20 protein-coding genes are annotated in these 23,870 nt (G+C 40.5%); 7 read left to right on the top strand and 13 right to left on the bottom strand.

Translation table 11 applies throughout. The features are described from left to right. Positions 1-134: 134 nt before the first annotated feature. Positions 135-704: a DUF2911 domain-containing protein gene (locus VIM94_RS00550; RefSeq protein WP_332037341.1), complete on the top strand. Its 570-nt coding sequence runs from the start codon at positions 135-137 to the stop codon at positions 702-704. A gap of 43 nt (positions 705-747) precedes the next feature. Here VIM94_RS00550 and VIM94_RS00545 read toward each other — a convergent pair whose 3' ends face one another. From VIM94_RS00545 to VIM94_RS00525, 5 genes are all read right to left on the bottom strand, one after another. After that, positions 748-1,380, bottom strand: a complete 633-nt coding sequence (locus VIM94_RS00545) for a 7-carboxy-7-deazaguanine synthase QueE (protein WP_332037340.1) — start codon at positions 1,378-1,380, stop codon at positions 748-750. Positions 1,381-1,446: 66 nt separating this feature from the next. Further along, positions 1,447-2,901: a M14 metallopeptidase family protein gene (locus tag VIM94_RS00540; RefSeq protein WP_332037339.1), complete on the bottom strand. Its 1,455-nt coding sequence runs from the start codon at positions 2,899-2,901 to the stop codon at positions 1,447-1,449. 10 nt (positions 2,902-2,911) lie between these two features. After that, positions 2,912-3,580: a peptidoglycan recognition family protein gene (locus VIM94_RS00535; RefSeq protein WP_332037338.1), complete on the bottom strand. Its 669-nt coding sequence runs from the start codon at positions 3,578-3,580 to the stop codon at positions 2,912-2,914. 57 nt (positions 3,581-3,637) lie between these two features. Next, the gene (locus VIM94_RS00530; RefSeq protein ID WP_332037337.1) at positions 3,638-5,029 is read right to left on the bottom strand and encodes a SusD/RagB family nutrient-binding outer membrane lipoprotein; all 1,392 of its coding nucleotides are present in this window, start codon (positions 5,027-5,029) and stop codon (positions 3,638-3,640) included. Positions 5,030-5,040: 11 nt separating this feature from the next. After that, positions 5,041-8,223, bottom strand: coding sequence for a SusC/RagA family TonB-linked outer membrane protein (locus VIM94_RS00525; RefSeq protein ID WP_332037336.1), 3,183 nt, complete (start codon positions 8,221-8,223; stop codon positions 5,041-5,043). A gap of 187 nt (positions 8,224-8,410) precedes the next feature. On the opposite strand from VIM94_RS00525, the gene VIM94_RS00520 reads away from it, so the two are divergent. From VIM94_RS00520 to VIM94_RS00495, 6 genes are all read left to right on the top strand, one after another. Beyond that, entirely contained in the window at positions 8,411-9,709 is a 1,299-nt protein-coding gene (locus tag VIM94_RS00520) for a D-alanyl-D-alanine carboxypeptidase/D-alanyl-D-alanine-endopeptidase (protein ID WP_332037335.1), read from the top strand. 155 nt (positions 9,710-9,864) lie between these two features. Then, complete coding sequence (locus tag VIM94_RS00515; RefSeq protein ID WP_332037334.1) at positions 9,865-10,920, top strand: LD-carboxypeptidase; 1,056 nt, start codon at positions 9,865-9,867, stop codon at positions 10,918-10,920. Between the two features lie 43 nt (positions 10,921-10,963). Further along, on the top strand, positions 10,964-12,499 hold the full coding sequence (locus VIM94_RS00510) for a helicase HerA-like domain-containing protein (protein WP_332037333.1): 1,536 nt from the start codon (positions 10,964-10,966) through the stop codon (positions 12,497-12,499). Positions 12,500-12,516: 17 nt separating this feature from the next. Further along, positions 12,517-13,074: a hypothetical protein gene (locus VIM94_RS00505; protein ID WP_332037332.1), complete on the top strand. Its 558-nt coding sequence runs from the start codon at positions 12,517-12,519 to the stop codon at positions 13,072-13,074. Positions 13,075-13,313: 239 nt separating this feature from the next. Continuing rightward, positions 13,314-13,667, top strand: coding sequence for an inorganic diphosphatase (locus VIM94_RS00500; protein WP_332037346.1), 354 nt, complete (start codon positions 13,314-13,316; stop codon positions 13,665-13,667). An 82-nt stretch (positions 13,668-13,749) separates the two neighbouring features. Next, positions 13,750-13,950: a hypothetical protein gene (locus tag VIM94_RS00495; protein WP_332037331.1), complete on the top strand. Its 201-nt coding sequence runs from the start codon at positions 13,750-13,752 to the stop codon at positions 13,948-13,950. A gap of 69 nt (positions 13,951-14,019) precedes the next feature. Here VIM94_RS00495 and ftsZ read toward each other — a convergent pair whose 3' ends face one another. From ftsZ to mraY, 8 genes are all read right to left on the bottom strand, one after another. Next, on the bottom strand, positions 14,020-15,999 hold the full coding sequence (gene ftsZ / locus VIM94_RS00490) for a cell division protein FtsZ (RefSeq protein WP_332037330.1): 1,980 nt from the start codon (positions 15,997-15,999) through the stop codon (positions 14,020-14,022). Positions 16,000-16,026: 27 nt separating this feature from the next. After that, complete coding sequence (gene ftsA, locus VIM94_RS00485) at positions 16,027-17,385, bottom strand: cell division protein FtsA (RefSeq protein ID WP_332037329.1); 1,359 nt, start codon at positions 17,383-17,385, stop codon at positions 16,027-16,029. A 3-nt stretch (positions 17,386-17,388) separates the two neighbouring features. Continuing rightward, positions 17,389-18,105, bottom strand: coding sequence for a hypothetical protein (locus VIM94_RS00480; RefSeq protein WP_332037328.1), 717 nt, complete (start codon positions 18,103-18,105; stop codon positions 17,389-17,391). Continuing rightward, positions 18,095-19,453 (bottom strand): UDP-N-acetylmuramate--L-alanine ligase, encoded by a 1,359-nt coding sequence (gene murC, locus VIM94_RS00475; RefSeq protein WP_332037327.1) that lies wholly within the window; start codon positions 19,451-19,453, stop codon positions 18,095-18,097. Before murC ends, VIM94_RS00480 begins: the two co-directional genes overlap by 11 nt. A gap of 2 nt (positions 19,454-19,455) precedes the next feature. Further along, positions 19,456-20,550: an undecaprenyldiphospho-muramoylpentapeptide beta-N-acetylglucosaminyltransferase gene (murG, locus tag VIM94_RS00470; protein ID WP_332037326.1), complete on the bottom strand. Its 1,095-nt coding sequence runs from the start codon at positions 20,548-20,550 to the stop codon at positions 19,456-19,458. 1 nt (position 20,551) lies between these two features. Further along, a complete protein-coding gene (locus VIM94_RS00465; RefSeq protein WP_332037325.1) occupies positions 20,552-21,754 on the bottom strand; it encodes an FtsW/RodA/SpoVE family cell cycle protein in 1,203 nt (400 codons plus the stop codon). A gap of 29 nt (positions 21,755-21,783) precedes the next feature. Beyond that, complete coding sequence (gene murD, locus VIM94_RS00460; protein ID WP_332037324.1) at positions 21,784-23,154, bottom strand: UDP-N-acetylmuramoyl-L-alanine--D-glutamate ligase; 1,371 nt, start codon at positions 23,152-23,154, stop codon at positions 21,784-21,786. Next, on the bottom strand, positions 23,154-23,870 hold a 717-nt coding region (gene mraY, locus VIM94_RS00455), incomplete at its 5' end, for a phospho-N-acetylmuramoyl-pentapeptide-transferase (RefSeq protein WP_332037323.1). The genes murD and mraY, both read right to left, overlap by 1 nt.

Genomic DNA, 23,870 nt, shown 5'->3' with positions numbered 1-23,870 from the left:
ATTTTCTCTTAAAAAGTTTTGTCATGTAAAGCTGGCAAGATAACTGCCTGACAATTATTGATGTTTTTTACAGTCCTCTTCTGTAATTAATACAATATCTCTTATATTTAAAGAAAAAATTAATCCAACACACTATGAAGAAAGTTTTAATCGCAACTTTAGGAATTATTCTTTTAGCAGGGTTTCCGCAGTTAAAAGCTCAGGAGAGAGATACCACTTCCCCAAATTTCCCAAAGATGGACGCCAGCCCAATGGACCTTACCATTTATCGCGACAGCAATAACGATGTTATCGCCAGGGTGCTTTACTCCCGGCCAAAAAAACGTAACAGAGTTGTTTTCGGAAAACTAGTACCCTACGGACAAGTATGGCGAACGGGAGCAAATGAAGCTACCGAGCTCACCCTTTATAAAGATATGAAAGTGGGCGATGCTGTAGTAAAAGCCGGCACATATACTCTATATTCTATTCCAAAGGACAAAGAGTGGACCGTAATTTTAAATCAGAAAATCCATACCTGGGGTGCTTACGAATATACCGACGAGGAAGATATAGTAAGAATTACTGTGCCTGTTAGAGAATCTTCCACAAACATAGAAAACCTATCTATGACTTTTGAACGTGCCAGAGACGATAGTGGAACTAACCTCTTAATTGGCTGGGACAACAAATACGTTAAAGTGCCTTTTAAAAATATTGACTAGTATAAGATTCAGAATTGAAAAACGCCCGAATAAGGGCGTTTTTTTATGGGATATTGAGATATTTATGAGTTTGAAGTGACACTTTCCACTTCGGATTTTTCATTACATAATCTACGATTAACGGCATCATTTTATCCCTTTTGCTCCATTCCGGCTGAAGATAAAGAATGCAATTATCACTTACCTTCGCTGCCTGCTCTTCGGCGAACTTAAAGTCGTGCTTATTAAAAATGATCATCTTAAGTTCATTAGCCAAAGGATAAATCTCATCAGTTGGAAGTTTTTTCTTTTTTGGAGAAAGACAGATCCAGTCCCACAGGCCGGTTAACTTATATGCTCCAGAAGTTTCAATATGAATCTTACTTCCTTTATTTTTTAAACCCTGAGTGAGTTGGGTCATATCCCAGGTTAAAGGCTCTCCACCTGTCACCACCACAGTATCACTGTGTTTAGTAGCATTTTCAATAATTTCGCCAATATGAGTAGGCGGATGCAGGCCTGCATCCCAACTTTCCTTCACGTCGCACCAATGGCACCCAACATCGCAGCCACCAATTCTTATAAAATATGCGGCAGTTCCTTTATGGAAGCCTTCTCCCTGAATGGTATAAAATTCTTCCATTAACGGAAGCATAATCCCCTCATCAACCAGCGTTCTTGTCTCTTCTGTAATCATAGCGCGCAAAGATACGGAATATCCTTTTTTTCATCCCAGCTTTAGGCTGTGATTATTAGATGATGATTATTGGCGCAGGATCAATGCATTTTCTACTGCGGAAAGTTCTTCATCCGTTTTAACCAGAAAGCCGTTTATAACCGCGTATTCAGGCTTTCCATCTTTCTCGAGAAAAAAGGAATGAGAAATATCTTCTGCAACTTTGAAATTGGGAGTAACAAGGTTTACGGGATAATCTGTGAAATGCTCGTTTTCAGGTAGATTTTCAACCTGGACGTAGGCATAGGCCTGTTCCAGCAGCTTATTAAAATCCAATTTCTCTACTGCCTCCAAATCCTTTAAAATTTCTGGATACACCCTTCCTGAACTTAGTTTATAACCTGAAAGCTCTTTGCTCTTGTAAGCATAATTAGTAGAAAGATCTCCCCGATCTGCCACATAAGCACGATAGAAATATTCCTGAGGCGTATTTCCCGGAACTTCCCTATGGTTCATTCCCAGATCCAGGATATATTCATTGCCCAACAATTCGTAAGTGACTTCTGTTAATTTCAGGTCATAGAGTCTGGAGTCATTCTGCGGAATACTTTCATATTCCGAAATAGCTATCGTTTTATAATCTTCTTCCGCAATAGCGAAAATAGCGGCCAGAATTGACACAAAATTCAGCTTTCTTATTTCCTGTTTTTCCGGGTCGTTTGGATATCCGCCACTTTCGATCAAGATGGTGCTGGTGCCCCACTTCTGAATATTATCCCCAAAAGCACGAGGCTCGAAATCATCGTTGTACCTGCCTACCTGCCCGGGAGCGTAATTCTGAATTATATTATTCATGATCACAATTAGCTTCATAGCATTGCCGCGAACTTCATTGATGGATTTTTCATAATTATAAGCCGGAGCTAAATAGGAAATGCTTGCAGGCTTATTAGTGCCTTCTGCATTGTAATATCGACTCTGGTCGTGAAGATTGAATCCAAAATCGGCATCGAGACTATCTCTCACCATCTTCAGGGTTTTACTTTCGGGCGATTGTAATCTTAGCGCATCCCGATTCAAATCTATTCCTAATGCATTCCGTCTTTGAAACTTTTCGGCGCCATCGGGATTGAGCATAGGTAGAAAATGCAAAGTAACCTCCTTCAGCATTACATCTTTTTCGGTTTTAAAATCTTCCGAATTCAGGAAATTAAAAATATCAAATAGCGCCATGGTAGCTGTAGATTCATCTCCATGCATTTGCGACCATAGCAGCACATCAATCTTCCCGGAACCAATGCTCAAAAGATTTAAACTCCTCCCTTCTATAGATTCTCCAACTTTGTTAATCCTGAAGTAGGAATTTTTCTCTTGCTTAGCAATTAAGTCGACAACCAGATCGTGGGTAAATCTTCTCTGTTTGACATCTTCTTCCTTATAATCAGGATATTTTTCATAAAGCTCTTTATAAAATTCCTGTTGAGCCGAAAGCCCGAAACTGAAAAGCAAAAAGAAAATTGGTAAAAACTGAAGTTTCTTCATTTTCTAAAAATTAAGATTGGGGAATGGGTTTAAAATTAAAATTTTTGGTCGCATTTCTAACGGCTTCCATGAAATCTTCCCCGGGATCGGTTTTCTGAGTGCGATAGCCACTATCTTTTTCTTTCCAAAGCGGATGGTTTTCAAAATTAGTGTATTCATAATGACCAATAAGATAATCGATATTGTATTTATTTGCCAGGTAATTCACCAACCAGATGTTAGCATCGATCTGCGCCTGAGTTAAAGGCGTTTTTGGGGTTCCACCTACATTTTCTATCCCAATGGCGACATGATTAAGCCCGATGACGTGTCTGGCCATAAGTTTTTCAGGCATAAGTCGGTAAATTTCTCCATTGCGATGTACCAAAAAATGCGCGGAAACATTCAAGGCGCCGGCTTTCTGAATATCAGCCCGGGCTCCAGGCAATTTTACGGGATTGAAAGCATTGAAAGAAGCCTCTAGTGTTGGTATGGCCGTCCAATGTAAAACGATCATTTTTGGGATTATCTTCGAGTTAGCCTTCACCAGATCATAACGCTCTTTGATATAATCCAGGCTGAGTTCCCGGCGCTCTTCATTAAAATTTATAGGCTTATCTATAATAAGATAGTTTACTTCGCGGGTGGGAGCGCAGGAAGCAAAAAGGATCACCGTTATGATTAAAAAAAGTCTTTTCATTTTTTCTGAAATTAAAAAGAGCCGCTAAAAAAGCAGCCCTTCTAAATTAATTGATTTCTATTCGTCCCACCAGACTTTACCATAGATACTATCTTCTCCACCAAACTGGCGTTGCACTGCCTCATTATAATTAGCCTCATTATTAAAAGCCTCATTATCTGGGTAGCTTAAACGGTTTGGCACGGCGGCACCATTTGGTTCTACTAAATCATTAGGGAAACCGGTTCTTCTCCATTCTGACCAGGCTTCATAACCAAACATATACAAATGAACCCAGCGCTGGTTAGAAATTTTCTCAATGGCATTATCGGGGTCAAAAGCAATTTCAGGTTGATTAAGAAATTCATCTACACCATCTGAGCTTCCGGTCCATTGTTCCATGGAAGCTTCTACAGCTTCTTCGTAGTAAGTAGCGGCATCGCCTTCGGTGGTCCAGTTGCGGGCAGCAGCTTCGGCTTTTGCAAACAAAACCTGTGCATAAGTAACCAGGTAAACGGGTGCATCCTGAGCAAAAATTTGAGACCCAAGAAGAGAATAATCTTCCGTTCCTATGTTCTCTTCTTCACCAAATTTAAGTCCTATGTACTCCCCTGTAGCTCTCGCAGGATCTCCGTAAACCTCAAGTCGAGGATCATTGACCGGTTTCATCTCTTCAACAAGATTCTCGGTTAAAGCCCACCATTCACGGTTACTGGCGACAACCTGACTATACCAGTAATTTTGGTTGTTTGCATCAGCTAAATGTTGAAATACGAGATTATCGTTATTGGATGTTATAACTCCAGCCTCTAAGGCTGCATTAAATTCTTCCCGCGCAGTATTTTCATCTACTTCAGAAAGTCGTAGTGCCATAAAAAGCCTAATAGTATTTCCAAGCTTTTTCCATTTAGCCATATCTCCATTATAGACAATATCGTTGTTTATGCTTCCGGCAACCATCATATCATTAGCTTCTTTCAATTCACTAAATAGATTATTATAGATAAATTCCTGAGTATCATATTTTGGAGTAAAATTTTCAGAGCCCATCAAAGCATCAGAATAGGGAATATCCCCCCAACGGTCGGTTAAATTCCAGTAAAAATACGCTCTAAGTATCTTCGCAACAGCTATCTGATTAGCAATAGGTCCATCAGAGCCGCTAAGATCCTCTGAATCCAGAACTGTTTGAAGGTTTGCCAAGGGTCCCTGATAATATCCATAGAAACTTGTGCTTTCCTGAGGATATAAAGAAGTTCCCACGTATTGCGTTTCGGCCAGATACTGAGCCATAAATTCCCCTTTGGGAGAGGAAGCAAGGCCAGGCAAATAAAGTTGGGCGCTAGCAATCAATTGTGTCCCGGAAGCCTGATTAGGGAGGTTTGGGTTTATATTGATATCTTCATCAAAGTCACTACAACTTCCTAGAATGAAGGTCGACAAGAGTAATATTATAAATGTTTTTTTCATCGCGATAATTTTTAAAATGTGATGTTTAGGTTAATCCCGTAAGATCTTACCGTTGCCAACTGTCCTGATTCGTACCAACTAATTGACTGACTACCAGTAGAAATTGCAGATGGATCTATACCATCTGGAGCATCCTGCCAGATCATGGCGGGGTTTCGCGCTATAAGGGCTAAATTCACCGTATCAAAAGGAAGCTTACTCATTAAATTTTCCCCAAAGGTATATCCCAGTCTAATTTCTCTAAGTTTAATATAGGAAGCGTCATATAGCCATTCTTCATAGATTCTTCTCCCAACAACATTCCGGTAATAAGATCTGGCATCCACATAAGCTTCAACGGGTTGGCCGGTTTCGGCAGAAATTCCAGTTACTTTCACTCCACCTCCATCTTCAAGAGGATCTCTTACATTCATTCCTCTATCATTCATTGCAACCGTAAGCGGGTCCTGACCTGTTCTTACCCCCAACATTTTTGAGCGGCTAAAGAATTGTCCTCCACCCTGGAAATCAATCATTGCTACCAGATTGAAGTTTTTATAGCGGATTGTGTTCTGAAAACCTCCGGTGAAATCGGGAAGTACCGAACCAAAATTATAAGTAGCATCTGTATATAAAGGCATATTATTTTGATCCAGTAGAATTTCTCCGGTAGCTTCATCTCTTTGATAAGCTTGTCCGATTAGACTTCCAAAGGGCTCACCTTCATAAGAATTCAGGTAACTGGACACACTGGAATAGGTGGTAGACCCATAGGTATATACATCAATCCCCGGGGCCAATTCAACCACTTCACTTCGGTTTCTATTAATGTTAAAAACTGCATCCCATAGAAAATCCTCCGTTTTAATTGGCTGTCCCGATAAGGTTAGCTCTATCCCTTGATTCTGGATAAGACCTGCATTAATAGTACTTGAACTATAACCACTTGCTCCTGATACATCAAGATTGATGATTTGATTTTTATTTTTTTGCAGATAATAGGTGAAATCCAAACCTAATCTGTTTTTTAGAAATCTAAGATCAACCCCTGCTTCGTAGGAATGAGCAAAAGAAGGCTCTATATCAGGGTTATTCAAATTATCAGGAACATATAAGGTATTTATATTTCCATAAACCGTCCCTACACCATAAGCCGGAGTGGTTTGATAAGGACTAAGGTCTGACCCCGCCTGAGCATAACTGGCTCTCAATTTTCCAAAAGTCAGGAGATCAGATTCTATAAGTTCACTAAAAATCATACTCCCGGAAATAGACGGATACCAATATGAGTTATTGTCTTCTGGTAAGGCCGAAGAATTATCGTTTCTAATAGAAGCATCCACAAAATAGGTATCTAAATAACCTAAAGAAATCATACCAAAAGCACTTCTAATCTGCTTCTCTAATTTATAAGAAGTAGTCGAAGGACGGTCTATTGACGCATCAATATTATAGAAGCCTGGTGCAGACAAGCCACCAACTGTAGCTTGAGATAAGTAAGTATAATTACGATTATAAATATTCCCACCAATAGTCCCGTTTACAGAAAACTCCTCAAACTTTTTATTATACTGAGCGATCAATTCATAATTAAATTCTTTATTCTGGTATTTCCCTACAGAGTATCCAGGTAAGCTCTTCCCGCCAAAGGCAGTCCTACCTTCAATATTCTGAGTATACATATCTGATCTTATTGCCCCGGAGATTTCAATTTCCGGTGTAATTTGATATTTCAGGGAAACATCTCCAAAGAACCTGTCCCGGGTATCTTCGGATGTATTTTCATAGGCATCAAAATAAGGATTGTTCCAGTACAACGGGCTGAAATTAGTTATTTCTCCGGTTGAAGAACTGGGATTACGCAGGTTCCAATGAAGAAATGTTCCGTCGTCATATTTATAATCTTTTAAACGGTTCATATCGAGATTCCTCTGAAACCACTGGTTGAAGTAAGCCACACCATATTCAGAACCCTGTCCTGGTCTTCTGGCATCATTCCTTGCGTAGTTAATATTAGTTGAAAGGGTGAGCTCCTCAGAAAGATCGAGCGCAGCACTTAAACCTAAATTATTTCTATTTAAATAAGTGTTAGGCTCCACTCCCTCTATACGTGTGTCATTGAGACTTAATCTAAAGGTGGTATTCTCGTTCCCACCAGAAACCGTCACCCCATTATTGAGGTTATACCCGGTTTCATAATAATTTTCAATATTATCAGGGTGTGGAACAAATGGTGTTAATTGACCGTAGGTTGGATCCTGTGGATAAAAACTAAAGACCTGCCTTACCGGTGTGCCATCCATTTTTGGTCCCCAGCTTTCATCAACGCTTATCGCTACATAAGGGTCGCCATTAGGTAGTGTTGAGAACGACTGACTTGATCCCGCACCGTACATATTTTGTTTAGGCAAAAAGTTTCCAGCTGTTTCTATAGAAAAAGATGAATTTATTTGAACCTGCACATCTTTCACTCCCCTTTGACCTTTTTTCGTAGTAATCATAATTACCCCGTATTGACCACGTATTCCGTAAAGCGCAGAAGCTGCTGGGCCTTTAAGTACATTTACAGATTCAATATCACTTGGGTTAACATCCTGTCCTAAGTTTCCAAAATCTGCTCCGGCACTTCCTGAAAAGTTAGCGTTGGAAATTGGAGTACCATCAACAACTATTAAGGGTTGGTCCCCACCACTTATGGAATTCACTCCACGAATTTTTATCTTCTGGGTTCCTCCCATACTAGCCCCTGAGGACCCGGTAACCTGAACGCCGGCAACTCTACCAGCAAGTGAACCTAAAACATTCTGCTCATTTGTTAAATTCATATCCTCACCATCAACCTCCTGGGTAGAATACCCTAAGGATTTCTTTTCTCTGGATATACCGAGAGCGGTAACTACTACTTCTCCCAAACTTTCCAAATCCTCCACCATTTCAATATTAATAGTGGTTTGATTGTTCACAGTTACTTCCTGTGGCTCGAAACCAAGCGAGGAAAATACCAAGACTGCATCGGGAGTAACATCAATGGAATATTCCCCGTCCATATCGGTCACAGTTCCCTGATTGGTTCCTTTCACCAGAACATTCACACCCGGCAGCGGCATACCATCACTGGCAACAGTAACGGTACCAGACACTGTACGCTCCTGAGCGAAAATACTGGAAATCTGAAAAATGGCTAATAAAACCATTAGTGTAAGTTTGTTTCTCATTCTGTTTGTTGTTATAATTTTGCTAATAATTCTTAAATATATATAAATTGCGCATATTTCAAGGATTTATCTTAACTATAAAATAAAGTTTTGATAATATTTTAAATAAGCTATATTAAAAAAACTAATATTTACGAAAAGTGCGGCATAAGTCTCAATACATTAATAACCTCAAATTTCTCAAAAGATGAATATCCGTCCATTAATACTCTTCGGACTAGTTATTTTGTTTGGTTCCTGCTCTGTTTCCAAGCGAACCACAAAAAATATTGATAAAAGTTTTAAGGAATTACCTGCCTTTAAACAAGGCTTTGCCGGATTTATGGTTTATGACCCCGAAGCGAAAAAAATATTATATAACCGCAATGGGGAAAAATATTTCACCCCAGCCTCAAACACAAAACTATTTAGCCTTTATACTGGCTTAAAGATCCTGGGGGACTCTGTGGCTGCCCTTAAATACACCATCAAAAATGACAGCCTGTTTTTTACGGGCACAGGGGATCCCTCACTTCTAAACCCTAATCTCCCCAATTCACCGGTCATTCCGTTTTTAAAAGATAGAAATGAGACTCTGGTTATGGTTCCGCCGGTTTATGTGGAAAAACATCAGGGGCCTGGCTGGGCCTGGGATGATTTCAATTCATATTATTCTGCGGAAAGGACTCCTTTTCCAATTTATGGCAATCTGGTAGAATTCACTTTTAAATCAGGGAAGGAAAAACCAGAGATTATTCCGGCTATATTTTCTGATTCCATAGTCATTTCAAATATGGAAAAAACAAGAGTCAGAAGGGAACTACACAGCAATATATTCCTGTTTCAAAATCCAAAAAAAGAAAAGGATTTCACCCAAAATGTGCCCTTTCATTATTCCGCCGAAACAGCCGCAGCTCTTTTAAGTGATACCCTTAATAAACCGGTTTTCATAAAGAAAAAACCTAAAATGGATTTTTCAGAAAAGATTTATAGTATCCCTGTAGATAGTATGTATAAAAGGATGATGCAAGTGAGTGATAATTTCATAGCCGAACAAATCTTACTAATGGCCGCCCAGGCGATAAGTGACACGCTAAAAAGCGATATCGCTATCAAGCACATGAAAAAAACTCACCTGAAGAATCTCCCGGACGAGCTTTATTGGGTTGACGGATCGGGCTTATCCAGATACAATTTGTTTACTCCCCGTACCATGATAAGTTTACTCCTTAAAATAAAAGAGGAAGTACCAGAAGATCGGTTGCTTTCCTTACTGGCAACAGGCGGCCACTCCGGCACTCTTAGAAATTATTATAAAGCTGAAGAACCATACATTTTTGCAAAAACCGGCACCTTGCGCCACAATCATAGCCTAAGTGGATATTTGCTTACCAAAAAAGGAAAATTACTGGTTTTTAGTTTTATGAATAGCAATTACACCATTCCAACCTCCAAACTTAAAGAGGGCATGGAACAGGTGCTGTTACAGATTAGGGACAATTACTAAAAAATAAAACGGAAGTAAATAAAAATGGCTAATTTCGGTTTATAGAATTTTTAGGGAATGAAACCGGCATGCTGTCGGACCTGAAAATGGCAGCATACAGGAACATGATTATAATTCTGCGCCTAATTCCCAAATTGGGATAAAAATTTTAAAAAATGAAAAGAAGAACCTTTGTACAGAATATAGGCTTGGGAAGCCTGGCTTTCCCGCTGAGTTCTTTTTCAGACAAACTGGATTTCTCCGGAAGAAAAATCTCAGAAGTATTAATCCCAAAAGCCTTGGAAGCCGGACAAACCATTGGAATTGTTAGCCCTGCCAGCGCGATTTTTGAAACCGAACCCTTTGAGATCGCTAAAGAATCTTTTGAAGCTCTGGGGCTAAATGTTAAGTTCGGGAGCCACGTTAAGAACCGCTATGGCCACCTGGCCGGAAGCGACGAAGAACGTGCCGAAGAGCTCAATGAAATGTTTCGGGACCCTGAAGTAAATGCAATAATCGCCCTTAGAGGTGGTTCAGGAGCAGCCAGAATACTTGACAAACTGGATTATGAAGCTATAGCTCAAAACCCAAAGGTTTTTATTGGATACAGCGATATCACCGCCCTTCACCTGGCAATTTTTCAAAAAACCAGACTCGTAACTTATCATGGCCCTGTTGCAGTTTCGGTATGGAATTCCTTTAGCAGCGGTCACTTAAAGAAACTGCTTTTTGAGAAAGAAGCGATTCTTTATGAAAATCCCGAAGGCACAGGTGAGCAACTTACACAAACTAAAAACAGGATCAGGACTATTACTCCAGGAACAGTTACCGGGCAGTTGCTCGGAGGAAACCTTTCTGTGATGACCGGAATTATGGGATCGAAATACTTTCCTACAGATTGGGAAGGGAAAATCTTATATCTGGAAGATGTAGGAGAACAAATTTATGCCGTAGACAGGATGATGTCTCAGCTCTATTTAGGAGGTGTCTTTGATAAAATAAGCGGATTCATCTTCGGAAAATGCAGCAGCTGTAAACCTGGCGGAAGCGGTTATGGCTCCCTTACCCTCGAAGAAGTGATAGACCACTACATTAAACCTCTTGGTATCCCGGCCTTTTCAGGAGCTATGATCGGGCATATAGACGATAATGTAACCATTCCGAATGGTATTTCAGCTAAAATGGATGCTGAAAAAGGAACATTTAAATTAGTTACTCCCGGTGTTGAATAGTTAAGCTCAAAAACAATTTTTATACATTTATAAAAACTTCAGCGTGGAGAAATCAGCAGAGTTTATTCAACATATTCAGGAAGGCTATAAACCTAAAGGAGACTATATTCACCTGGGAGCAGGAATGTTTGAAGGAAAAACCTATGCCGATGCCGCGGTGAAAATTCCGCTTAAAACCATGAATCGCCACGGGCTTATCTCCGGTGCAACAGGTACAGGAAAGTCTAAAACCCTGCAGATTCTGGCTGAAAATCTTTCAAAAAAAGGTGTCCCCGTGCTTTTGATGGACGTTAAAGGAGATCTTAGTGGTATTGCTGAGAAATCTGAAGGTGGCGACTTTCTTGATGAAAGACATCAAAAATTGGGTTTCCCTTTTGAGCCAGGTGCTTCCCCCGTTGAATTCCTTAGTATTTCTGAACAGGGTGGAGTTAGACTTAGAGCTACGGTAAGTGAGTTCGGCCCGGTATTGCTTTCCAGGATTCTTGATGTAAGCCCAACTCAAGCAGGCATTCTCGCGATAATTTTCAAGTATTGTGATGATCACCATCTTCCTCTTTTAGATTTAAAAGACCTGAAAAAAATTATTCAGTACGCCACCGATGGCGGTAAAGAAGAACTTCAAAAAGAATATGGCCGGATTTCCACCGCCTCTACGGGAGCTATCCTTAGAAAAATAGTTGCCCTGGAACAACAAGGAGCCGAACGCTTCTTTGGAGAACGCTCATTCGATGTCCACGATCTTTGTCGAAAAGACAGCTACGGTCATGGCTATGTAAATGTAATGCGACTAAACGACATTCAGGATAGGCCTGCCTTATTTTCAACTTTTATGCTGAGTTTGCTGGCAGAAATCTACACTACCTTTCCAGAAAAAGGAGATAGTGCCAAACCAAAACTAGTGCTTTTTATAGATGAAGCACATCTTATTTTCAAAAATGCTTCAGATGCACTCTTAGATCAGATTGAAAGTATTGTGAAACTTATTCGCTCCAAGGGGGTTGGCCTTTATTTTGTAACCCAAAACCCTACTGATGTCCCTTCAGAAGTTTTGGGACAGCTGGGCTTGAAAATTCAACACGCCCTCAGGGCTTTTACCGCCAAAGACCGAAAAGCAATAAAATTAACTGCCGAAAATTACCCTCTTTCAGATTTTTACGATACCAAAACTGAATTAACCTCGTTAGGAATTGGGGAAGCTTTGGTTTCGGCACTTGATGAAAAAGGAAGACCTTCACCCCTCGCTGCCACCATGCTTAGAGCGCCAATGAGTAGGATGGATATACTGAGCGATTCAGAATTGGAAGAAAAGTTACTTACCTCTACTTTAAGAAAGAAGTATAATGAAAAGATAGATCGCGAGAGCGCTTACGAACTTCTGAATAAAAAAATAGATGAGGCTGAGGCCGATAAGGCAAAGAAAAAAGCAAAAGAAGAAGAGTTAAAACGTCAAAAAGAAGCCTCGGGTAGTAGTCGGGGCACCCGAAACAAAAATAAAACCGAAGGAGCCATAATCAAAGTATTAACCAGTGCGACCTTTATCAGGGGCGCTTTAGGTATCCTCAATAAACTTTTAAAATAAAAATCAAAAAAAACCATATGAAAAGTAAGTTCTTATTAATCTTAATTTTAACGATAAGTATTATTTCCTGTCAAAAAGATGAAGACAATCCTTTCCTGATCACAGCCACACAAGTGGGACCGATTAAAAAAGACCTCAGAATAAATAAGCTGGACTCGATATTCCCAAATGATTCTATCATAACACAAACGAGTGGTCAACAGCAATTACGCTCTACCGATGAGATTAAGATTTTTGAAAAAGGAGGGAAACCACTTCTGGTTTTGGAGCCCCTGCAGGAATTTGACTCCACAAGCACTATTGGGTATATAAGGGTTCTGGACCCTCGTTACGAAACCAAAGCCGGTATTAGTACCGAGAGTACCTTTAAAGACATTGTAGAGAATTATAATATCTCCCGAATAGAAAACACCCTCAATGCTGCTGTGGTATTTCTCGACGAAATAAACGCATATATCACTATAGACAAGAAGGAGCTGCCATCTAATTTACGTTACGACACCAACACAAGGATTAGGGCTTCTCAGATCCCCGATGATGCCAAGATCAAATACTTTATGATCTATTGGGATTAATATGGCTAAAAGGCTTATAATAATCCTTTTACTCACAGGCCTTGCCTCCTGCAAGTCACCAATAGATTATTAGAATATTCTTTCTTTTAACAGCTCGGGAAATTTACAGGTGGTAATCAAGATACCGGCGGGTACTCATTTTAAATACAAATTTCAGAAAAGGGAGAATCAATTTTTTGTCGATATAAAGAATGAAGTAAGACGTAAAATTGATTTCCTCTCCTGCTAATTACGGCTAAATTCCTTCAAAGTTTTCAGACCCTGAAAAGGGAGGAGATGGAGATGCGTTGGAAGTACTGGTTATTAGCCAGACCGTAAAAACGGGGAGTATTCTTGAAATAATATCAATCGCGATCCTTAAACTATCAGACGATGGGAAACTGGTTTACAAAATAATCGCTGTCCCGATAGCTAATGATGATAAAATCCTTCAGGCCACAAACTACCTGGAATTAACCACAAAATATCCCGGAGTCAAGGAAATTCTTGAGATCTGGTTTAGCAATTATGATGCTGAAGAAAGGACAGAAATATTAGGTTGGGAAGATCAGAAGTCGGCTCTGTTTGAAATCAAAAAGCAGCAAAGGCACTAAATACCAATCTTTAAGAAATGTTAATCATTAACCCTGTGTAAAATCTTTGAGTACCTTTATACTCTAACCAAAACACTATGTTATGATTAAAATCTTAGGAATCATTATGACAGTTGGCGGTGCAATCGCACTTGTTATGGGAATTCTTGGAGTATTTGGAAGCCTCGCTTTAATGCTTCATCCCTGGGCCTTAACCATTATAGGATTCATATTCTTTTTGGCAGGAATTTCCCTTATAAAAAGAAGAAAAGATACCGAAGATATTGAAGCGGAGAATCATTAAACTTTAATACTTAAAAACAAAAAAGGTGCCCGTTTAGGCACCTTTTTTTATGAGCAGTAATTAGATAGGTTAGTCAACATTATCGTGAAGAAAGGAGTTATTTCTTCTGAAATGCAGTTGGTCATTTTCATCCTGTCCAAGACTGGTACGGGACAACTTTCCTTCTCCCGGTTTGTTCTCATCAAGGTCTACGCCCTGTCTTTTATAAGCAGGTTGTTTTTCAAATTCATCAACCTGCGCCGCATTACTTCTAAATTTATAATTAAACTCCTTCATTTTGGCTCTTCTCTCAGCTGCACGCTCAATTAAAACTTCAGAAATAGGATTATTGAAGGGATCTTCGTTATCCTTTTGTTCTGTTTCCGGCTTAGGAGCTACCGTTTTCTTTTCAAAAGCTATAGTCTCATCTTTAGGTTCTTCCTTTTTGGAAGCCTTAGAACTGTCGAGAGAGCGCTCAAGTTCCATATAGTCATCAAGGCTGTATCGCTTAACCCCACGCGAGGAATTTTCGGTTGCGGGCACGATTTCCACGGGTTCATTAACTTCTATCTCTCTGGAACTTTCAAAGAGATCATGTTTTTTAATTTCGGGCTCCTGTTTTTTTGCTGAAGTTTTTTCGGTGGAAACTTCTTGTTTAGGCTTCTCTGCCTCCTGATTATTCAACGGAAAATCGAAAGTGAACATTATTTGTTCGTCACTATCAGATTTTTCTTCTTTAACTTCATTTTGGTCACTTATTTCAGCTGAAGTGTCGTTGATAACAAAATCATCGGGGTTCACCTCATCATAGGTTACCTCCATGTCCCTGGCTGACTGCGGGGTTTTAAGCAGTTCATCTTCTTTGGTATGTATATTACCAATTTCATCTACCTCTTCCAGACTATCATCCAAAGTATGTACGATCTTCGGGTTTGGAGCCTGTTCATCATTACTTACTTCACTTTTAGACTTATTCACTGGGGAAAGACCACCCGTTCTTTTTGGATTGAGATCCTGCTCGGCTCGTTGGTCATCCTCAAGCGTATGAATTATTTTTTTCGCTTCAGTATTAACGATCTCATTTTGTTGCTCTACATTAAATCCCGTAGCAATAATAGTGACCGAAATGGCTTCATCCAAAGCTTCATCTTCTCCCACACCCATAATAATATTGGCGCTATGCCCGGCTTCAGCCTGGATGTGATCGTTAATTTCACCTATTTCATCAATGGTGATTTCCTCAGATCCCGAAACGATTAGCAGTAATACGTTTTGGGCTCCGGTAATCTTGTTATCATTCAAAAGTGGAGAGTCCAGGGCTTTGCTTATCGCATCCTGTGCCCTACTGGCACCTGTTGCCTGCGCCGACCCCATAATTGCCGTTCCACTGTTGCTTAATACAGTTTTAGCATCTCTAAGGTCAATATTTTGGGTGTAGTGATGAGTTATTACCTCAGCTATTCCTCTGGACGCAGTAGCTAGAACTTCATCTGCCTTTGAAAATCCGGCTTTGAAACCAAGGTTACCATAGACTTCTCTAAGTTTGTTATTGTTAATCACAATTAAAGAATCTACATGGCTGCGGAGGCGCTCTACACCAATCTGGGCCTGTTCATTCCTCATTTTTCCTTCAAACTGAAAAGGAATGGTTACGATACCCACGGTAAGGATATCCATTTCTTTGGCCTGTTTGGCGATCACCGGAGCTGCACCCGTTCCGGTACCCCCACCCATACCGGCGGTTATAAACACCATCTTGGTATTGGTATCGAGCATTTGCTTGATCTCATCAAAGCTCTCTACAGCTGCCTGCTGCCCGATCTCCGGGTTTGCTCCTGCTCCAAGACCCTCGGTAAGGCTTACACCTAACTGAATCTTGTTAGGAACCGGACTGTTTTCCAGGGCCTGGGAATCGGTGTTGCAGATAACGAAATCTACTCCTTTTATTCCCAGCTGGAACATGTGATTTATGGCGTTGCTTCCGCCGCCGCCTACACCAATAACTTTTATGACGTTCGATTGGTTTTTTGGTAAATCGAATGCTATGTTTCCGAATTCTGTACTGCTCATAAATTCTGTTTTACTGGTTCTCTCTTTTTACTCTGCGTTATCTAAAAAATCTTTAAACTTTTCTGCCCACTTGTCAAAAATACTTTTGCGGGTATGTTTTCCCGGGGCATGGGGATCGGGTTTCAGGTCTTCTTTATTTTCAACATCCTGATCAAAGCTTTCTTTAAGCTCTTCCTCTCGTTGTTCCTTACTCTTAAGCACGGCTTCTTCCTGAAACTTTTTAGCTCCGTGCTCTAAACTATTCATCACTAATCCAACAGCTGTGGCATACACAGGGCTTGTAGTTTCAGAATCATTTGTTCCGGCAAGATGCTCATTAGGGAAACCTATTCTGGTATCCATTCCGGTTATGTACTCGGCAAGTTGCTTAATATGTTTAAGTTGTGCGCCACCTCCGGTTAATACCATTCCGGCAATTAATTTTTTCTTTTGTTCTTCATGGCCATAGTTCTTTATCTCCAGGTAAACCTGTTCTATGATCTCTACAACCCTGGCATGGATAATCTTTGAAAGGTTTTTAAGGGTAATTTCCTTTGGTTCCCTTCCGCGTAAACCCGGAATAGAAACTATTTCATTATCCTTATTCTCTCCCGGCCAGGCAGAGCCAAATTTTATCTTCAGCAATTCAGCCTGTTTTTCTATGATCGAGCAACCTTCTTTGATATCTTCTGTGATCACATTTCCCCCAAATGGTATCACTGCGGTATGGCGAATAATTCCATCTTTAAAAATGGCAAGATCGGTGGTTCCCCCTCCTATATCGATAAGGGCAACTCCGGCTTCTTTTTCTTCCTGACTTAATACGGCATTCGCTGAAGCTAACGGCTCCAAAGTCACTGCCGAAAGTTCAAGACCGGCGCTTTTTACGCAACGCCCAATATTTCTAATGGAAGAAACCTGTCCAACTACAACGTGAAAATTAGCTTCAAGCCTACCTCCATACATCCCAATGGGCTCTTTTATTTCTGCCTGGCCATCAACCTTGTATTCCTGAGGCAAAACGTGAATGATCTCTTCACCCGGTAACATCACTAGTTTATGCACCTGGTTGCAAAGGGTATGGATATCATCAGCGTCAATAACCTCATCGGGGTTTGAACGGGTAATATAATCGCTATGTTGCAGGCTTCGTATATGTTGTCCTGCAATCCCCACAACCACATCCTTAATCTTAAGTCCTGAGTCGGCTTCAGCTTCCTGAATGGCCTGCTGAATAGACTGAATGGTTTGGGTAATATTGTTTACCACGCCGCGGTGAACTCCAAGGCTTTTGGACTTACCAATCCCAACGATTTCCACTTTGCCGTATTCGTTTTTACGACCTATCATAGCCACGATCTTCGTGGTTCCTATATCTAATCCTACTGCAATGTCGCTTTGTTCCATAATTTATTTTTTCGTGCAAACAACCTGGTTTCCAAATTGTAAGTTCACTTTTTTATAGGCATCCAGTTTATTGTCCTTCAGGGCTTTCTTATAAAAAACCTTAAAATTGTTGAATTTCAAAGGAATATCTTCGGCCTTCCCGAAATACACACTAAAATCAAGTTTGCGCATTTCCAGCTCAAATTTTCCGTTGTTCAACCTGTTTATACCTGTAATATGCTGAGTTAAAAATTTATCCTTCCTTATATAATCTACCAACGGGTACACCTTTGACACATTCTCGCTATCAAACCCGAATAACATCGGTACCCTGGCAGAATAATATGGTGAAAGGGGCATTACCTCCCCGTTTTTGTCCAGATAAAATGAAGCATTTCCCACAACACGCCCGATTGGTTTCCGCTGAATGATATCGGCTTTGAGTTTGCCGTCCAGATTCAGGTAAACTTCTGCATTTTCAATCATATCGTGGTTTTTCAGGAGAATTTCTACCCTATTCAAATCTAAAGTTTCTTTATCTATGCTCGTAAGCTCCAGATTATTTTGTATTAACAACTTATTAACCGCTTCCTCAGTGATATAGAGGTTTTCATCTTCCATAAATTCAATTTTTACCTCACTTATTTTCCTGGCTCTGTGACGGTGTTCGGCAAAACCGTACAAAAAGCCAACTAGCACAAGCAAAAACAAGCCTTTTATGTAGCCCACCTTACTTTTCATCCTGAAGGATCATTTTTAAAGGTTCCACTTCTTCTCCAATATCTCCGGCGCCCATCATCACGATCACGCTGGCCTCACTTTTCTTTACTTCTTCTGAAAGCCGCTCTTTTGTAATTAACTGCTTTGAATTCATCTTAATCTGGTCAAATAACCACACCGAATCAATTCCTTCAATTGGTTGTTCCCTTGCAGGATAGATGTCCAGCAATAACAATTCGTCAAATTTGGCCAGACTTTTAGCAAAATCATCTCCAAAATCCCGTGTTCTGCTAAATAAATGCGGTTGAAATACTGCCAACACTTTTTTTCCAGGATGCATTTCCCTAATTGCCTGGTGCACCGCTTCAATTTCTGCAGGATGATGTGCATAATCATCGATAAGTACAAGGTCTTCTGTTTTAATCTTATAGGTGAATCTACGCCTAACTCCTTTGAAGCTATATAAAGCCCTGGCGAGTTCTTCATCGGTTGGGGAGCCGTATTGAATAGCCATCGCCAGGGCTGTTATAGCATTAAGCAAATTGTGTTTGCCGGGTAGATTAAATCTTAAGTTCTTAATTATTCCATTAGGGGTTCTTAAATTGAAATGGTAAGTACCATTTTCAATTCCAATATCGGTTGCCGCATAATCGGCATCATCTTCAATGCCAAGGGTAGTCCCCGAAATTGGAAGACCATTCTTCACAAAGAGGGTGCCTGAGCCTGGAACAAGGGCTGCAAAATCTCTAAATGTTTTTTCCAGCTCTTCCTTTTCCCCGTAAATATCCAGATGATCTGCATCCATAGAGGTGATTGCTGCGATATTTGGAGATAGTTGCATAAAGGAACGGTCAAATTCATCGGCTTCTACCACGATAACTTCATCTCCTTCAAGAATTAGATTGCTCTGAATGTCCTCACTTATCCCGCCCAGGAATCCGGTTACCGGAGCTCCTGTTTCTTTCAGCAAATGACCAAGAATCGCGGTGGTTGTTGTTTTTCCGTGAGTACCGGCAACAGCCAGGGTTTGTTTTCCTCTCGATATAAGTCCAAGCACCTCAGCTCGTTTTTTTAACGGATACTCTCTACTAATAAAATACAACCACTGCTTATGTTCTTTAGGAATAGCCGGTGTGTAGACCACTAGCGTAGCTTCCACATGAGTAAAACTCTCCGGAATACTCACAACAGCCTCATCATAAACCACCTGAATCCCTTCGCTCTCCAGGGTTCTGGTAAGCGGAGTGGAAGTTTTATCGTAACCGGCTACATTTTTCCCCTGGAATTTGAAATAACGCGCCAGCGCACTCATCCCTATTCCGCCAATGCCGATAAAATAAATGTTCTTTATGTGATTTAATTCGATCAAAATTATTTTCCTATTAATTTTTCTACTTCATCTACTATTGCCGAAGCTGCATTGGGCAAAGCCAGCTTTTTAATGTTTCGACTTAATTCTTCCTTTTTTTCTTCTGAATCCAGCAAGCCAAAAAATTCTGGTTCAAATTTTTCTTCCAGTTCATCTTCAGTAATCATCAAGGCTGCATTTTTGCTAGCAACTGAACGCGCATTTTTCGCCTGATGATCTTCTGCAACATTTGGCGATGGAATGAATAGTACCGGTTTTCCAACTATACATAATTCTGAAACACTTATCGCCCCGGCCCGTGAAATGATCACATCGGCTGCGGCATAGGCCAGATCCATCCTGTTCAGAAATTCGTGGATTTGCACGAATTTCCCGTTGTATTTTTTGTATTCACTGAAATACAATTTTCCTGTCTGCCAGATCAATTGAATTTGCTTTTTCTCAAAATCTTCAGCAAATTTCTCTATTAACTGGTTAATTCTTCTCGCTCCAAGACTTCCACCAAGCACTAACACCGTTTTCTTAGCAGCATCCAATTTAAAATATTCCCGGGCCTCAGCTCTTTTTGAATTAACCTCCAACAGATCCTGCCTTACCGGGTTACCTGTGATCACTGTCTTTTCCGAAGGAAAAAATCGTTTTACCTCTTCATAGGCTGCACATATCCTGTCCACCGACTTTGAAAGAAGTCGGTTGGTTATTCCGGGATAAGAATTCTGTTCCTGGATAAGAGTAGGAATATTTTGAGAACTCGCTACTTTCAATAAAGGTCCACTGGCAAAGCCGCCGGTCCCTATCGCCACAACAGGTTTAAAAGCTTTTATTATTTTACGGGACTTGTTCAAACTACTAATTAATTTAAACGGGAAGGATAGATTTCTAAGGCTTAATTTTCGTTGAATTCCACTTATCCACAATCCTTCGATCTCGTATCCGGCCTGGGGCACTTTCTCCATCTCCATTCGATCCTTCGCACCCACAAACAGGAATCTGGCTTCAGGGTGGCGCATTTTTATCTCATTGGCGATAGCTATCGCCGGATAAATATGGCCTCCTGTGCCTCCTCCGGATAATATGACGCGTAGGTCTTTTTTCATTTTATATCGCTTCGCTTAAAATATCAAGCGGATTTTCTTCTTGGTTTAATCGCTCTTCAGCTTCTTTAATTTCTTCTCTTTTGGCACTCACGCTTAAAATAATTCCCAGGGCCATGCAGGTCATCCAAATTGAGGTTCCCCCACTACTTATCAGCGGCAGGGTTTGCCCGGTTACCGGAAACAATTCAACAGCAACCGCCATATTGATAAGGGCCTGGAAAATTATCGGTAAACCAACTCCCATAACCACCAGTTTTCCAAACATAGTATTGGCTTTGGTCGCCACAATTATTATTCTAAACAACAGCATCAGGTAGGCGCTCATCACACCGAATGCTCCTATCAATCCCATCTCTTCAACTATTATCGCATAAATAAAATCAGAAGAGGACTGGGGTAAAAAATTCCGCTGTACGCTTTTGCCTATCCCTGTTCCTGTTACTCCACCTCTGGCAATCGCAATCTTTGCTTTTTCTATTTGATAGTCGGCTTCGGTATCTTCATCATTAGCAAAATTCTCGATCCGGCTTGCCCAGGTATCAACTCTGTTGGGTAGAAGTCCGGGAAAAGCTTTGGCTGTTAGAATGAACATAGTGAGCAAGAGGAACCCGGCAGCGACAATAATCCCGAGGTATTTTGCGGGATACCCTCCTAAGAACATCAAAACCAGCACCATACAGAATATTATAGCTGTAGTGGAAAAATTAGCCGGCAAAATTAGCATTAAAACCAAACCAACAGGCACCCAAAGCGGTAAAATAGACTCTTTAAATGTTAAGGTTTTGTGGGTCATTTTAGATAGGTAGCGAGCTACGTAAACCATCAAAACCACCGAAGCCAGGGTAGACGACTGAAATGAAACTCCAAGAACCGGTATTTGTATCCAACGGTTGGCGTTTGCTCCGTCAATAATTGTCCCCTGAAAAGCTGTGTACAACAAGAGCACAATGACTACCGGCAGAAATAAAATGGATAGTCCCCGAAAGTAGTGATAGGGTATTTTGTGTACCGCAAAAAGCAATGAGAAACCTAGAACCAGGTGAAAAAAGTGAACCACCACATACTTAAATGTGCTTCCATCTCCATAGAGGTATGCAAGATTACTACTGGCGCTGTATACCGGCAAAAATGAAAATAATGCCAACAAGCCGGCGGTTGCCCAGATAACCTTGTCTCCTTTAAGATTTGAAAAAAAGTTGCTCATTTAATTGATGCTCTTTTCAGCTTTTATTTTTATAAATTTCTTACCGCTTCCTTAAATTGTCTTCCGCGATCTTCATAGTTCTCAAAAAGGTCAAAACTGGCACATGCCGGAGATAGTAAAACTGAATCTCCTTTTTCAGAAAGCCTGTAGGCCAACTTAACGGCTTCAGCCATAGATTGGGTTTCAACAATAGTTTCGACACAATTCCCGAAGGTGTTTAGCAACTTCGCGTTATCTACTCCAAGGCAGATTATCGCCTTCACTTTCTCGTTAACCAGAGGCAACAGGTCATCATACACATTCCCTTTATCTACCCCGCCAACGATCCAAACCGTTTCAGATTCCATACTTTCTAAAGCATAAAATGTAGCGTTCACATTGGTTGCCTTGGAATCATTTATATACTGAACATTATTAATCTTCAAAACCTTTTCCAGGCGGTGTTCTACCCCCTGAAAATTCTCCATACTCTCGCGTATAGTTTCCTTCCTGATTCGTAATAACTGAGCTACTGTTGCAGCAGCCATGGCATTTTTGGTATTGTGCTTACCTTGCAGACCTAATGTTGTTGTTGGCATATTAAATTGATCGTTATTAATGTTAATTGCAATATTTTCGTTTTCTAATCGAGCTCCATTTTCAATCTTCTTATCCAATGAAAATGGAAGCTTTTGTGCTTTAATCTTGTTGTTCTTCAACCATCCTTCAATGATTTCATCATCGGCATCGAAAATGAAAAAATCATCTTCAGTTTGATTTTCGGTTATTCTGAACTTTGATGCTACATAATTCTCTAGTTTATAATCATATCTATCCAGATGATCGGGAGTAATATTGGTTAACACTGCTATTTCCGGCCTGAATTTTTCTATCCCGTCGAGCTGAAAACTACTCAGCTCCAGCACAAACCAGTCGGGCGTGGTTTCAGCAACCTGTTTTGCAAAGCTGTCTCCTACATTCCCCGCCATTCCTACCGAAATTTTGCCGGCATTCAGAATATGGTGAATGAATTTCGTACTGGTTGTTTTTCCATTGCTTCCTGTTACTCCAATAATTTTTGCAGAAGTAAAAGCGCCAGCAAATTCAATTTCAGAAATCACCGGAATTCCAAGTTCCTTTAGCCTCAATACTAAAGAAGCCGTATCGGGAATCCCCGGACTTTTCATTACCACATCGGCATCGAGAAGCTTAGCTTCCGTATGCTGTAATTCCTCCCATTCAACCTCAATATTTTCAAGAACTTCTTTATACTTTTCTTTAATCTTTCCTTTATCTGAAACAAAGACTTTAAAACCTTTCTTCTTTCCCAGAATGGCTGTTCCGGCTCCACTTTCTCCTCCTCCCAGAATCACCAGTTTTTGTGAACCTGCTTCGCTAATATTTCTCCAGTCCTCCTTCATTACCTCACTTTAAGGGTGATGATGGTCACAATTGCCAGAAAGATTCCCACGATCCAGAACCTCACCACGATCTTACTTTCGTGATATCCTCTCTTCTGATAATGATGATGCAAAGGAGACATAAGAAAAATTCTTCTTCCTTCTCCATATTTTCGCTTGGTGAACTTAAACCAGGCAACCTGCAACACCACTGAAAGATTTTCCATCAGAAAAATTCCGCATAGAATAGGAATCAATAATTCTTTACGCGTAGCAATAGCCAGAACCGCGATTATACCGCCTATAGTCAGACTTCCTGTATCTCCCATAAAAACCTGTGCGGGATAGGTGTTGTACCACAGGAAACCAACCAAAGCTCCTGCAAAGGCAGTGATATATATGGTCATTTCGCCCGAACGCGGGATGTACATAATGTTCAAATAATCTGAAAAAATGATATTACCGGAGACCCAGGCGAAAATCCCGAGCGTTAACACAATTATGGCCGACGAGCCCGCAGCCAGCCCATCAATCCCATCGGTAAGATTAGCACCGTTGGATACCGCAGTTACAATAAAGATCACGATAGGAATAAAAATGAGCCAGGCATAATTTTTAAGCACAGGGTTTATCCAGGTAATAAGGCTGGAGTAATCGAATTCATTATTCTTTACAAAGGGAATAGTAGTAGTTGTGGTTTTTTCCTCAGGCCCCATAACGATCTCATCGGTATCAAC

The organism is Salegentibacter sp. (genome assembly GCF_036568425.1).
GTDB lineage: Bacteria > Bacteroidota > Bacteroidia > Flavobacteriales > Flavobacteriaceae > Salegentibacter.
Note: the sequence above shows the minus strand (reverse complement) of the source record. Positions and strands in the feature narration are given on the sequence as shown.